The sequence below is a fragment of the Nitratidesulfovibrio termitidis HI1 genome, assembly GCF_000504305.1.
Lineage (GTDB): Bacteria > Desulfobacterota > Desulfovibrionia > Desulfovibrionales > Desulfovibrionaceae > Cupidesulfovibrio > Cupidesulfovibrio termitidis.
Map to the genome: position 1 here is coordinate 761,994 of NZ_KI632512.1, position 13,664 is coordinate 775,657.

Annotated in this window: 8 protein-coding genes; 5 read left to right on the top strand and 3 right to left on the bottom strand. The window is 68.3% G+C overall.

Going from position 1 to position 13,664, the window contains the following annotated elements:
- Nucleotide 1 precedes the first annotated feature (1 nt).
- Nucleotides 2–697: a tetratricopeptide repeat protein gene (locus DESTE_RS03340; protein ID WP_035065020.1), complete on the bottom strand. Its 696-nt coding sequence runs from the start codon at nt 695–697 to the stop codon at nt 2–4.
- A gap of 412 nt (nt 698–1,109) precedes the next feature.
- Between DESTE_RS03340 and DESTE_RS03345 the strand changes: the two genes are divergently transcribed.
- The 3 genes from DESTE_RS03345 (at nt 1,110) to DESTE_RS03355 (ending at nt 4,246) form a co-directional block, all read left to right on the top strand.
- The gene (locus DESTE_RS03345) at nt 1,110–2,411 is read left to right on the top strand and encodes a glutamate-5-semialdehyde dehydrogenase (RefSeq protein ID WP_051384277.1); all 1,302 of its coding nucleotides are present in this window, start codon (nt 1,110–1,112) and stop codon (nt 2,409–2,411) included.
- A gap of 156 nt (nt 2,412–2,567) precedes the next feature.
- Nucleotides 2,568–3,440: a nicotinate-nicotinamide nucleotide adenylyltransferase gene (locus DESTE_RS03350; RefSeq protein WP_035065023.1), complete on the top strand. Its 873-nt coding sequence runs from the start codon at nt 2,568–2,570 to the stop codon at nt 3,438–3,440.
- Nucleotides 3,431–4,246, top strand: coding sequence for a tetratricopeptide repeat protein (locus DESTE_RS03355; RefSeq protein WP_035065026.1), 816 nt, complete (start codon nt 3,431–3,433; stop codon nt 4,244–4,246). Before DESTE_RS03350 ends, DESTE_RS03355 begins: the two co-directional genes overlap by 10 nt.
- A gap of 195 nt (nt 4,247–4,441) precedes the next feature.
- Here DESTE_RS03355 and DESTE_RS03360 read toward each other — a convergent pair whose 3' ends face one another.
- Entirely contained in the window at nt 4,442–5,620 is a 1,179-nt protein-coding gene (locus DESTE_RS03360; protein ID WP_156925251.1) for a glycosyltransferase family 9 protein, read from the bottom strand.
- 339 nt (nt 5,621–5,959) lie between these two features.
- Between DESTE_RS03360 and DESTE_RS03365 the strand changes: the two genes are divergently transcribed.
- Both DESTE_RS03365 and DESTE_RS03370 read left to right on the top strand, forming a co-directional pair.
- Nucleotides 5,960–8,686 (top strand): PAS domain S-box protein, encoded by a 2,727-nt coding sequence (locus tag DESTE_RS03365; protein ID WP_035065029.1) that lies wholly within the window; start codon nt 5,960–5,962, stop codon nt 8,684–8,686.
- A 455-nt stretch (nt 8,687–9,141) separates the two neighbouring features.
- Nucleotides 9,142–11,652 carry a GGDEF domain-containing protein gene (locus tag DESTE_RS03370; RefSeq protein ID WP_035065032.1) on the top strand — a complete coding sequence of 837 codons (2,511 nt, stop codon included), beginning with the start codon at nt 9,142–9,144 and terminating at the stop codon, nt 11,650–11,652.
- Nucleotides 11,653–11,883: 231 nt separating this feature from the next.
- Here the strand turns inward: DESTE_RS03370 and DESTE_RS03375 are convergent, their stop codons facing one another.
- The gene (locus DESTE_RS03375) at nt 11,884–13,527 is read right to left on the bottom strand and encodes an L-lactate permease (RefSeq protein WP_035065035.1); all 1,644 of its coding nucleotides are present in this window, start codon (nt 13,525–13,527) and stop codon (nt 11,884–11,886) included.
- Nucleotides 13,528–13,664: the final 137 nt, after the last annotated feature.

Genomic DNA, 13,664 nt, shown 5'->3' on the forward strand with positions numbered 1-13,664 from the left:
CTTACGCGCCCCCCTTCTGCATGCGGGCCTTCAGCGCTTCGGCGCGGTTCTTGAAATAGTCCTTGTTGCCTGCGGACTCGGAGGCCATCAGCTGCTCGTAGGCGGCCACGGCACGGTCCAGCTTGCCCGCACGTTCCGCCACGACGGCCAGTTGACCGCGCACGGCATTGCGCGAAATCTCGCTGACCGAATTTTCCAGCCCTTCCAGCACGGCCAGGGCCTCGGCGTCCTTGCCCGCCTGCGACAGGGCCTGCGCGCGCCCGATGCGGGCCACCACGCCGGTGGCGCCATCGACCGCGGCCAGACGTTCCCAGGCCGAGGCGGCCTTGTCGTAGTCCTTCATTTCCATGGCGGCGGCGGCAAGGTCCAGCAGCGCGGCGTAGCGCACGTCCGACGGCGCCTTGGCCAGGAATGCTTCCAGAGCCTGCACGCGATCCGCGCCAGCCTTGGTCACGGAGATCACGCCCAGTTCGGCCTGTGCCTCACGCGCCTTTTCAGCGGCCCACCAGCGGTAGCCAGAGCCAGCACCGGCGGCCAGCACCAGCACGCCGAGACCGGCGGCGATGTAGCGGACATTGTCCAGCACGAAGCGCAGCAGCGGCGCGGCTTCGCCAGACACCTCGCCTTGCAGCGGCTGGGGAATTTCGGGTTGCTGCTGGGCGCGCGGCAGACCTTTGCGGATTGTCTTCTCCGACATGCGAATTGCTCCTTGGAATGCGGCGCAAGGGCCGCTTTGTGGCTGGAAATCGCAAAGCCCGATTCTTTTACGTGCCCATTACAGAAATGTCAAAAGGATTCGGGGCGAAAGCCGTTTTCTCGCAGCCCGTCTGGGCTTGCAGGTTTTGACAAGGCTATTTGCCGGGCCGCCCGCATGCTGGCGACATTGGCCGACGCCCGGTGCAAATCATGCAAACCTGTTTGCGCGATGTGGCTGGTTTCGCGATTCGGCGCGCGTCCGCGCCCCCTTCGCGCAGCCACGCGACACGCTGGCTTCTCCTCCGGACCCGAAGGCATTCAGTTGCCTTGCCGGGGGGCTGCGGCTATAGCAATGTTTCGCAACCTTCACGCCGTTCCGCCACCACACGGAACGCCAGAGCGCCGGAGCCGCCATGAGCACGCAGAACACCATCACCGCCCCGGATGCCACCAGGGACGACATCGTCCAGTTGGTCGAATCCATGGGAAAGCGCGCCAAGGCCGCCGCCCGCAAGCTGGCCGCCGCGGCCCCCGCCACCAAGATCGACGCCCTGCTGCGCCTGGCCGGGCTGCTGGAATCGCGCGAGTCCGACATCCTGGCCGCCAACGCGCGCGACCTGGCCGCCGCCCAGGCGGCGGGCATGGACGCCCCGCGCATGGACCGCCTGCGCCTTACCCCGCGCATCATGGCCGAAATGGCCGCCGCCTGCCGCCACGTGGCGGGCCTGCCCGACCCGGTGGGCGCGGTGGAAACCCAGTGGCAGCGCCCCAACGGCCTGCTGGTGGGGCGCATGCGCATTCCGCTCGGCGTCATTGCCATCATCTACGAATCGCGCCCCAACGTGACCATCGACTCCGCCATCCTGTGCCTGAAGGCAGGCAACGCGGTGATCCTGCGCGGCGGGTCCGAGGCTATTCATTCCAACCTGGCCCTGGCCGGGCTCATCGCCGAGGCCATGGCCGCCTCGGGACTGCCCGCCGATGCGGTGCAGGTGGTCTCGCGCACCGACCGTGCCGCCGTGGGCGCGCTGTGCGCACTGGAGCAGTACATCGACGTGATCATTCCGCGCGGGGGCGAAACGCTTATCCGCGCCGTGGTGCAGCAGGCCACCATGCCCGTGCTGAAGCACTACAAGGGCGTGTGTCACGCCTACGTGGATGCGGGCGCGGACCTGGACCAGGCCGTGGAGATCGTCTTCAACGGCAAGGTGCAGCGCCCCGGCGTGTGCAACGCGCTGGAATGCCTGCTGGTGCACAAGGACGAGGCCGCCGCCCTGCTGCCCGCCGTGGCCGCCCGTCTGGCGCCTGCCGGGGTGACCTTCCGCGCGTGCCCGGCTTCGCTGCCGCTGCTGGGCGATGCCGCAACCGCCGCCGCGCCGGAAGACTACGGCATGGAATTCCACGACCTGATTCTGGCCGTGCGCGTGGTGGACGACATGGACGAGGCACTGGCCCACATTGCCGCGCACGGGTCCAACCACACCGAAATCATCTGCACCCGCGACCACGGACGGGCCATGCGCTTCCTGCGCGAGGCCGACGCCTCCATGGTGGCGGTGAACGCCTCCACCCGCTTCAACGACGGCGGGCAACTGGGCCTTGGCGCCGAGATCGGCATCAGCACGTCCAAGCTGCATTCCTACGGCCCCATGGGCGTGCAGGAACTGACCACCACCAAGTTCGTGGTGTTCGGCGCGGGCCAGGTACGGGAGTAGCGGGAACAGCGGGAAGGCGGACGTAGCGGAAACACGGAGCTGGCGCGGCTACCCGCCGCGCCGGTATCGCCTGCGTGGTCCGTAAGCGATTGCTGCACGAACGGCCACGGGAAGCATCACGGGACCGGAAGGAACCAAGGGGACGGCGAAAGGTTCATGCAGCGCATCGGCATACTCGGCGGCAGTTTCAACCCGGTGCATGCGGGGCATCTGCGTCTGGCCATCGAAGTGGCCGAGGCGCTGCGGCCCGAGCGCATCGACCTTGTCCCGTGCGCAGTGCCCCCCCACAAGGAAGCCCACGACCTGCTTCCCTTCGGCCTGCGCCTGTCCCTGCTGCACGCCGCCGTGCGGCCCTTTGCCGCCCTGTCCGTGAACGCGCTGGAAGGCGGGCGCAGCGGCCCCTCGTACACCTGGGATACCCTGCACGCCTACCGCGCCGCCGAACCGGACGCCACGCCGTTCTTCATCCTGGGCGGCGAGGACTTCGAAATGCTGCCCCACTGGCGCCGGGGGGTGGAATTGCCGCGCATCGCCGACTTCGTGGTGGTGCCCCGCGCGGGCAGCGGTCCGGAAGCCTTCCGCGCTGCCCTGGCCGCCCACTGGCCGGATGCCGTTCCGCTGCCGCCCTGCCCTCCGGATCCGGCACGTCCGGAGCACCTGGCGCATCCGGCGCACCTGACACATCCGGCACACGTGGCGCATCCGGCCCCTCTGCCCCTGCAGGACACGCCGGGCATGGAACGCCACCTGCTGCCCGGCGGACCCTACGGAGATACTACCCTCACCTTCCTGCCCCTGCCCCGGCTGGACATCAGCGCATCCCTGCTGCGCGACAAATGGCTGCGCGGCGCGGACATCCGCCTGCTGGTTCCCGACGACGTGGACACCCTGCTGCGCGCCCACGTTGACGAGGTGCGCCGATGCTGGGCGCACGCCGCCCCGGATACCCTTGCCACGCCCGCGCCGCACGGCTCCGGATCGCACGGTTCCGGCTCCCACTGTTCCGACAAGGACACCCCATGCGAATGACCGCCCCCAAGGCCGTGCGCGACAACATCGCGCGGTCCCGCGCCTACCTGGCGCGCGGCTACCTGACGCGCGCCCTGGAGGCCATGGAAAAGGCCTTGCACGCGTACGAAGGCACCCTGCTCATCGGGCAGGCGCGCTTTGAAACGGAAGTGCACATCCATGAATTCGTCAACGATCTCAACAGAAATCACGTCATCCACAAGTTTTTCGAAAAGCGCAAGGTGCTTTCCGGCCCGTATGTGGCCTACGCGCCCGGCGACGAACTGCCCCTGGCCGAGCGCCTGGAATCCATCCGGCACGCCATGCTGGAGGATGAACGCGCCCGCGCCGCCGAGCAGGCTCAGAAAATACTGATGCGCAAGATGGAACTGACCGGCAATGGTCAGGCCCGACTGGACTCGGGCGACCTGCCGCGCGGGCGGGCCCTGTTGCGCCGGGTGGCCGACGAATGGGGGCACGAGCCGGGGGTGCTCAGCGATATCGGACAGCGATTCCTGCGGGCCCGGCTGTTCTACGAAGCGGCGGAACTGTTCGAAACGGCGCTGGAACGCTTTGCCGGCGAGGCGCAGGCGTACTCCGGCGCGGTGGCCGCGTATCTGGAATTGCGCGAATACCCCAAGGCGGAAATCGTGTATCTGCGCGCGTTGCGCCAGTTCGGCTCGCACCCGCGCACCATGCTGAACCTGGCCAAACTGTACATGGAGTGGCGCAAGCGCGACAAGGCCTACGAATACGCCAACCGCGCGTGGCAGGCCGATCCTTCGCTGACCGAAGCGCGGGAACTGCTGTCCCGCCTTTCGCGCTGACCGAAACGCGTCCTTTCCCGGTTCTCCCCCCTGTCGCGCCGATGAAAAAAGGCGGGCGGCGCAGCACGCCATCCCGCCAACTCTCCATCCGCTACATGCCGCAGACGTCCGGCCACTCCAGCCCGCCGCCTGCTCCTTCACGAACGCCGCTGCCGGACCCGGCACCAACCGAATCCGATATCAAAGGGCCTTCGATCAGCGGTGCTTCGCTTCCTTGCCCCCCGCAGCCATGGCGTCCCCCGCCACCTGCCGCACCGCCGCAAACACCGCCTCGGGCGTAATGCCCGTCATGCAGCGCCCGGAATGGGCACAGCGCCTGCTGCCATGCAGCGAACAGGGGCGGCAGGCATCGCCGGTTTCCAATACCACGTCGCTCGGGCCTTGCGGGTAGAAGCCCCATTCGCGGGTGGTGGGGCCGAACAGCGCCACCACCGGGGTGCCCACCCCGGCGGCCAGATGCATGGGCCCGGAATCGCCTGTCACCAGCACATCGGCGGCAGCCAGCAGCGCGCAGGTTTCGCGCAGGTCCGTGCGGTCGGTAAAGTCCGCCGCCAGCCCGCCTGCACGCCGGGTCTGCTCGGCAAGACCGGACATGGGGCCGGATATGGGGCCCGATATGAGGCCGGACGCGCCCTGTCCACCGGACCGACCAACAACAAACCACCCATACCCGGCGGCGGAAAGTCGTCCGGCCAGTTCCCGCCAGGCTTCGGGCAACCAGGCCTTGTCCGGGTGCGTGGAATAGGGATGCAGGGCCACCAGCGGACGGGCCGGGGCGGAGGCTTCGCCCAATGCGCCATCCGGCGCACCCGCGTGCATTCCGCCCGCCTCCCCGCCGGGGGCCAGTCCCGCCTCGCGCAGCAGGGTCAGCCCGCGGCCGCGCTCCGCGTCGTCCAGCAAAATGCGGGGCAACAGGTCGGCGCGGGGCGGCGGCGCGTCCTCCACGGCCAGGGCATAGCGCTGCGTCACGTTGCAGGCGCGCAACCGCTCGCGGAACACCCGCCCGCCGGAGCGCAAAAACACACGCCGTTCCAGCGAAAACTTGGGGTAACGGCGCACCGGGCCGGGCCACAGCAGGCCCAGCAGCCGTGAACGCAGGGTGCCATGCAGATCCAGCAGGCCTGCTCCGGGCAGTGATGCCGCCAGCCTGCGCACGAAACCGGGCAACGCGGCAGGACGCAGGTCGCGCGGGTCCACCGTGACCACCCGGTCCACGGCGGGGTGGTTGCGGAATACCGGAGCCCACTGCAGCCGTGTCAGCACCACGAAGCGCCAGCCACGGACACGGTGCAGCCACAGCAGCACGCCCGTGGTCAGCACCACGTCGCCCAGCGCGCTCAGGCGCACCACCAGCCATGTCTTGGGCAGGGCCATCCGTTCTCCGCCGTGTCTCGGCGTGGTTGCAGGTTTGCTGAATTGCGGATAGAGCGCTCACCGCAGGACACGGGAGTGTTGTCGCCGTTTCCTTCGTGCCGCATTTCAGGTAGGCATAAAGATTGTGTCACCCCTTTGGCAAAACCGGGGGGCGATGCGGCACAGCACTACCAGCAGCGGCACGGAAAGAAAAGCGCCGCGTTCCGACGCCTGCCGCACTCCGGGCACTCCTTGCGGCAGAAGCATGCCATGGCGCCTTTATCACGGCACACTGCATTGCGCGGTGCTAGATTGATGGCCCACGCCGCCACACGGCCAGACCCATCCCCCAGGCACTCCATGAACGCCATCCACCCCCACGCCCTTTCCTCGCTGCTGCGCAGCCCGGCCGCACGGCGCCTGTGGTTGCTGCTGATACTGGCGTGCGGGGTGTTCACCCTGTTCCTGCTGCACGCGGTGCACACCTTCTGGGAAACGGCGGAAACGTACCGCCGCAACCACCTGCGTGAAATGGTGCTGCTGGCCCGCAACCAGGTGCAACCGGTGCTGGACGAACTGGCCGCAGGCGCCTACGGCCGCGACCATGCCCTGGTGCTGGTGCGCGAGCGGGTGCGCACCATGATCTTCAACGATACCCGCGGCCCCAACTACATCTTCATGAGCGGCTACGACGGCACCGTGCTGGTCCAGCCCTACGAACGCCAGATGGAAGGCAGCAGCGGCCTTGGCCTGCGCGACGCAAACGGCGTGCCCATCATCGCCGAACTCATCAGGACCGCGCAGGCAAACCCCAACGGCGGGTATTTCTCGTACGACTACACGCCGCCCGGCGGCAGCGCGCCGGAAGAAAAACTGTCGTTCGTGCTGCCCATCCCGGAACTGGCCTGCTACATCGGCACCGGCTCGTACCTTGGCGACGTGCACGCGGGGGAACGTCGCTACATCCTGGCCACGGCGGCCCTGGCCGTGACCGTATTCGCGCTGCTGGGGCTTACCTTCGTCACCGCGCTGGGTGCCCTTGCCCGGCGTGGCGCGGAACTGGAACGCGAGGTGGAAGAACGCACGGCCACCGAACAGCGGCTGGCGGCGGCGGAACTGAAGTACCGGTCCATCTTCCACAACGCGCAGGAAGGCATCGCGGTCATCCAGGACGGGCTGCTGCACTTCGTCAACCCGCGCATCGGCGAAATACTGCGCCGCCCCACGCAGGAACTGGTGGGCACCCCGTTCGTCGACCACCTGCACCCCGCCGACCGTCCCGTGGCCACGGACAGGTACATGCGCCGCCTGAACGGCGAATCGCTGGGCACCTACCCGCCGGTGCGCATCTGCGTGCCCGATGGCGAACGCTGGGTGTTCGGCACCGGTGTGCTGCTGGAATGGGACGGCCGCCCGGCGGTGCTGGTGATGCTGACCGACATCACCGACCTGAAGGAGGCCGAACAGGCCCTGCACGCGCGCGAACAGCAGTTCCGCGCGGTGCTCACCCAGGCCCCCTTCGCCATGGCCCTGCTGCACCCGGACGGCACCCTGCGCGAAGCCAATGCCGAATGGCTGGCCCTGCACGGCCTTGCGGAGACCACGGGCAATCCCTCCGTGTACACCCTGGACCAGGACCGCTACGTGCTGCACGCCCGGCTGCACGGGCTGGCCAAGGCGGCCCTTGCGGGTGAACCCATCGTCACCGAGCCGCTGGAATTTTCGTCCGCCGTCACACCAGACGGCCAGACCCGCTGGATGGCCCTGCGCCTGTACCCCGTGGCTGGTGCTCCGGGCACGCCCGATGCCGTGGCCTTCATCCTGCACGACCTGACGGTGCTCATGGAGTCGGAACGCGAGCGCCAGGCGCTGCTGGCCGACCTTTCGCGCGCCAACCGTGCCCTGTCCCGCGCCCAGCGCCATCTGAAGGGAGTGCTGGACGCCATGCCCTCGGCCATCGTGGTGGCCGACGCCGCCGACCGGGTGGTGCTGTGGAATCCGGCGGCGGAACGGCGCTTCGGCGTTGCGGCCCCGTCCGCCCATGGTCGCCCGCTGACGGAAATCGCCCCGGAGCTGGCCCGCCATCTGCCCCGGCTGCACGCCGCGCGGCGTAGCGGCATGGCCACGCCGCCGGAACGGGTGGTCACCCCCATGGAGCTTCCGGCGGGCGCCCTGCCCGGCACCCCGCCCGCAGAATCCCGCCGGGTGGAGGACGTCACCGCCATTCCGTTGGAAACCGGCGAGGAAATGTGGGGCATCCTGCGCCTGGACGACGTGAGCGAGCGCGCCGCCATGGAAGACCTGATGGTGCAGGCCGAAAAGATGGCCTCCGTGGGCGGCCTTGCCGCGGGCATGGCCCACGAGATCAACAACCCCCTGGGGGGCATCCTGCAGGGGGTGCAGAACCTGCGCCGCCGTCTGCTGGACGATCTGCCCGCCAACCGAGCCGCGGCTGAGCGACAGGGCGTGGACTTCAGCCGCATCGCCGACTACGTCGAAGCCCGCCGCATCGGCGGGCTGCTGGACGGCATCCGCGAATCGGGCGAGCGTGCGGCGCGCATCGTGGCCAACATGCTCACCTTCAGCCGCCGCAGCGATCCTTCGCGGGTGCCGGTACAGATCAACGACCTGCTGGAACGCACCCTTGAGCTGGCCGTCACCGATTACAGCCTGGCCCGCAACTACGATTTCAAGCGCATTGCCGTGGTGCGCCGCTACGACCCGCAACTGCCGCGGGTGCGCTGTTCCGCCAGCGAGATGGAGCAGGTGTTCCTGAACCTGTTCAAGAACGCGGCCCAGGCCCTTTCGCTGCGCGACGACGGGCCGCCGCCGGTGCTGACGGTGACCACGGCGGTGGAGGCGGCGCACCTGCGCATCGAGGTGGCCGACAACGGCCCCGGCATGTCTCCAGAGTTGCGCCGCCGGGCCTTCGAGCCGTTCTTCACCACGCGCGAGGCAGGCGCGGGCACGGGACTGGGCCTGTCCGTGGCCTACTTCATCGTGGTCACCAACCACAAGGGCACCATCACCATCGAAGAAGCGCCCGAAGGTGGCGCCGTGTTCGTGGTGCGCCTGCCCCTGGCCTGATGCCACCCCGATGCGAGCATGACGCGGGCATGATGCGGGCATGATGCGGGCATGATGCGGGCATGACGCGGGCATGATGCCGCAGTGATGCCGCCCTGATACCCCAGTGCTGGCGAACCGGACCAGCCCCTTCCGCCAGCACGCCGCGCCATTCCTGCCCAACGGCCGGTCCGCGCGATGCCCCAGAACCCTTCGGACCCCTTCCTTTCCCCATTCCCCCCGGTCTTCCTTCATGCAGCCCCGGCCCGCGCCGGGGCTTCTGCAAATCGTCACCTGTCCGTCACCGCCGTCACCGGCCTCTTCATGCTAACTACCCGCCGAGAGAAGTACCGACGCCGCGCGGCGTCACGCAAGCGTCACCGCGCCTTCAAGGGCAAACGACCAGCGGACGACACACTCACCGTTCCGCGTCGGATTGTGCCCGGCAACGTGTCCGACAGTATCCGGGGGGATACATGCACCATACCTGGCTGGAGCCATTTCTGGAAATGCTGGGCCGCAGACGAGACGACCCCGCCCATTCACTGCACCCGGCGCACCCCGACGGCCTTTCACCGGACGCCCTTTCACCGGGCGGGCAGAACGCAGCGAGCACGTCGCCGGCCTTCACGCGGCTCGACGTTCCCACCCCTCTCTCCAACGCCGCCCAAAATGTCACGCCTGCTTCCGCATCCGGCGCGCCGACAGCCCTTCCCGCCGCCTCCGAAACCACGCACCACGCGCATTCCGCCCATGCCACGGACGCCTCGGTGCGCGACATGGTGGCCCGGCACGAGGCCCTGCACATGCTGCTGGTGCGCATGGTGGACCATGTGCTGGTGCGCGACCTGTACGGAGAGGAGATCACGGCGGGCATCGAATCCCTGCTGGTGGAAGGGCTGTGGGATGCAGTTCCCGGCCTGAGCGGCCAGCCCGCCTCGGCGCATCACCTGCTGCCGCTGGAATCCGGCGAATTCCTGGTGTTCTGGCCGGAACCGGCCACCCGCCCCCAGCGCCTGGCCGACGCCGCCTTCACCATGAAGCTGAAATTGCAGCACCACCTGAAGGATTCGGTGCTGCGCTGGACCGGGCGCGAGGTGAACATCGGCGTGGGCTGCGCCACCTACCGCCGCCGCCCCGGCGCGGAGCCGCGCCAGGAATTCTTTCAGGCCGTGCGCGAGGCGCGTACCATGGCCCGCAAGGAACTGGACCTGTCCGACCTGCGCCTTGCGCGCGACTTCAAGGCCGTATTGCAGGACAATGCCATCCGCACACTGTACCAGCCCATCGTGCGCTTTCCCACCGGGCGGATCATGGCCTGGGAAGCCCTGAGCCGTGGCCCGGTGGACACGCCCTTCCACTCGCCCATGATGCTGTTCGACATCGCGGAGGAGTTGGGCATGCTCTTTGCGCTGGAACGCATCTGCCGCGAGCGGGCCATCGCCTGCGCGGGCACCCTGGCCCCGGACCAGAAGCTGTTCCTGAACATCCACCCGCGCACCCTCACCGACCCCGGCTTCACCCCCGGCAGCACGCTGGAGGCGGTGCGGGCCATGGGCCTGACGTCTGAAAACATCGTCTTCGAGATCACCGAGCGGCATTCCATCCGCGATTTCGGCGTGTTCTACAAGACGCTGTCGCACTACCGGGGGCAGGGGTTCAAGGTGGCCATCGACGACGCGGGCACCGGCTATTCCGGCCTGGCCACCATCGCCGAGCTGAAGCCCGACTTCATCAAGATCGACATGTCGCTCATCCGCAACATCAACCGCGACCCGGTGCGCCGCGCGCTGATGGAAACCCTGGTCAGCTTTGCCGAAAAGATCGGCTCGCGGGTCATCGCGGAGGGCATCGAAACCCGCGAGGAAGCCGCCACCCTGATGGCCATCGGCGCGCACTACGGCCAGGGTTACTATCTGGGCAGGCCCGACTACCCCAAGCAGGAAACCCACGTGGACATCGGCGAACTGCGCCCCACGGCGCAATTGCCCAGCGTGGGCAGCCTTGCCTGCTCCATGCCGGTGGGCGAACTCGCCGAACCGGCCCACACCGTGCCCCCCACCACTCTGGCGGGCGAGGTCCGCAAGCTGTTCGAGACGTCCGATCCGTTGACCAGCATCGCCGTGACGGATGAACGCGGCAAGCCGCTGGGGCTGATCATGGATTACCATCTCAACCGGCAGCTTTCGGCACAGTACGGGGTGGCGCTGTACTTCAAGCGACCGGTGTCCGCCGTCATGGACACCAAGCCGCTGGTGATGGAAGAAACCACCCCCGTGGAAGACGCCGCCCGCCTTGCCATGTCGCGCAGCCGGTTGCAGGCGTACGACGACATCATGATCACCCGCGCCGGGCTGCTGACGGGCATCGTCTCGGTGCAGCGGCTGCTGCACAAGCTGGCCCAGGTGCAGGTGGAACTGGCCAAGGGCACCAACCCGCTCACCGGCCTGCCGGGCAACGTGGCGCTGGAAAAGGAACTGGAAACCCGCTTGGCCGGGGGGCAGCCCTTTTCACTGCTGTACGCGGACCTGGACAACTTCAAGAGCTACAACGACACCTACGGCTTCAAGAACGGCGACCGGATCATCCTGCTGCTGGCCAAGGTGCTGTCGTGGGCGGTGCAGCGGCACGGGGCCAAGGGCGACTACGTGGCGCACATCGGCGGCGACGACTTCGTGTGCATCACCTCGCCCCGGCATGCCGAGCGGGTGTGCCGGGCGGCCACGCGCTGCTTCGGGCGGCTGGTGCGCGGCTGCTACTGCGGGGAAGACGTCGTGCGCGGCTGGATTACCGCGCGCGGGCGCGACGGCATGGAGCGGCGCTTTCCGTTCGTGTCCGTATCGCTGGCGGTGCTGGACTGCCACGAACGCAGCAACCTGCACGAGATCGGCGAGCGGGCCGCCCACGTGAAGCATCTGGCCAAGGCCATTCCCGGCAACGCCTATGTGCTGGAATGCGGCGTGTGCCAGATGCGCGCCCTGCACTGAGTTCACGCGGCAGCCATGCTCCGCATACGACGGCCCACATACGACGGCCCCCCCACGGTGCAACGCGGGGGGGCTTGTCCGTCCGGCGGGTGCACGCGGGCACGGAGCCCACAGGAGGAGCGCACGGCTCCGTGCTTTCGGACGTATGTGGCGCCGCCGTCATGCCGGGCGCACCCGGCATGACGGACGGTGGATATGTTTTCTGTGCCCTTTCGGGGGCTGTTTCCCGAATTAAGGCAACATCCATCCGATGACGTACGCCTGCAGGGTCACCAGCACGCAGATCACCAGGGTCATGGCGATGCTGTGCCCAAGGGCGAAGCGGAACAGCGCCCCTTCCTGGCCCACGGTGTGGGTGGAGGCCGTGGCCACCGAGATGGACTGCGGCGAGATCATCTTGCCGGTCACCCCGCCGGTGGCGTTGGCGGCCACGGTCAGGTACGGATCCACGCCCACGGCGCGGGCCGTGGCCTGCTGCATGCTGCCGAACAGCGCGTTGGACGACGTGTTGGAACCGGTCAGGAATACGCCCAGCCAGCCCATGATGGGCGCAAAGAACGGGAACAGCGCGCCGGTGTGGGTAAAGGCGATGCCCAGGGTCGAGCTCATGCCAGAGTAGTTCATGAGTTGCGCAAGCCCGAGGATGAGCATGATGGTCAGCACCGGGAAGCGCAGCTGGTAGCAGGTGCGCCAGAAGCAGCCGATGGCCCGCTTCATGCCGTAGCCGGTGCCGGACCGGGACATGACGGGCACGGACAGCAGGCCCGCCAGCAGGATGGCGGTGCCCCCGGCCGACAGCAGGTTCAAGGTGTACTTGGCCGCATAGGGGGCATCCTTGGCCACGATGGGCGCGGTCTTGGCGATGGCGCCATGCAGGCCCGGCCATTCAATGGCCTGCAAGTACACCTTGTTCAGCCCTGCCTTCACGCCGTCCAGCCCCCAGAAGAACACGAACACCGCCAGGATGGCATACGGCGCCCAGGCGCGCAGTATCTCGCCGGTGGTGTGGTGGGCGCTGGCCGCCGCGCTTTCGGGCTGTTCGTCGGCAAAGTGCCAGGTGCTGGCGGGCTTCCAGAAACGCAGCAGCACCAGCAGGCCGATGATGGTCACGATGGCCGCCATGACGTCGGGCAGCGTGGGGCCGTGCAGTTCGGCGAACAGGAACTGCGTGCCGCTGAAGCACACGCTGGCCACCACGATGGCGGGCAGCACCTCCATGGAGCGGCGGAAACCGCACATGACCACGGTCATCCACAGCGGCACCACCAGCGCGAACACCGGCAGCTGCCGCCCCACGTACTGGCTGAGCGTGGCGACATCCAGGCCGCTGACCTGGCTGGCCACGATGACCGGGATGCCCAGCGCCCCGAAGGCCACGGGCGCGGTGTTGGCCACAAGGCAGATGCCCCCGGCGTACACCGGGCTGAAGCCCAGCCCCATCAGCATGGCCGCCGTGATGGCCACCGGCGTGCCGAAGCCCGCCGTGCCTTCCAGAAACGCGCCGAAGGCAAAGGCGATGAACAGCGCCTGCAACCGGCGGTCGTCGGTAAGCCGGGCCAGCGACCCCTTGATGATTTCGAACTCGCCCGATTCCACGGTCATGTTGTACAGCCACACGGCCGTCAGCACGATCCAGATGATCGGGAACAGCCCCATGGCCATGCCGTACAGCGTGGCGTTGACCGCGAGACCCACGGGCATGCCCCACACGGCCACGGCGGCGCACAGCGCACCGGCCAGCCCCAGCGCGGCGGCCATGTGGCCCTTGGCCCGCCGCACGGCCAGCATGTAGAAAAGTATCGCCAGCGGCAGCATGGCCACGCAGGCCGAGGCGGCGATGTTGGAAAACGGATCGTACTGCTGCACCCAGTTCATGAATGCCCCCTGTGGTTTGATGTGCGCGAACGGCCCCGCGCGCACCCTGCGTGCGTCGCGCCGTATGCTGCGTGGCGCGGCCACATTCCCACCCGCCCGCACGATGCCGGGCGGCGGAAACGGCACCGTGACCGCTT

Excerpts from the sequence above, each read along its gene's own strand:
- DESTE_RS03365 (WP_035065029.1), top strand. The coding sequence starts at position 5,960 with ATGAACGCCATCCACCCCCACGCCCTTTCCTCGCTGCTGCGCAGCCCG.
- DESTE_RS03375 (WP_035065035.1), bottom strand. The coding sequence starts at position 13,527 with ATGAACTGGGTGCAGCAGTACGATCCGTTTTCCAACATCGCCGCCTCG.
- DESTE_RS03355 (WP_035065026.1), top strand. The coding sequence starts at position 3,431 with ATGCGAATGACCGCCCCCAAGGCCGTGCGCGACAACATCGCGCGGTCC.
- DESTE_RS03350 (WP_035065023.1), top strand. The coding sequence starts at position 2,568 with ATGCAGCGCATCGGCATACTCGGCGGCAGTTTCAACCCGGTGCATGCG.
- DESTE_RS03345 (WP_051384277.1), top strand. The coding sequence starts at position 1,110 with ATGAGCACGCAGAACACCATCACCGCCCCGGATGCCACCAGGGACGAC.
- DESTE_RS03360 (WP_156925251.1), bottom strand. The coding sequence starts at position 5,620 with ATGGCCCTGCCCAAGACATGGCTGGTGGTGCGCCTGAGCGCGCTGGGC.
- DESTE_RS03340 (WP_035065020.1), bottom strand. The coding sequence starts at position 697 with ATGTCGGAGAAGACAATCCGCAAAGGTCTGCCGCGCGCCCAGCAGCAA.
- DESTE_RS03370 (WP_035065032.1), top strand. The coding sequence starts at position 9,142 with ATGCACCATACCTGGCTGGAGCCATTTCTGGAAATGCTGGGCCGCAGA.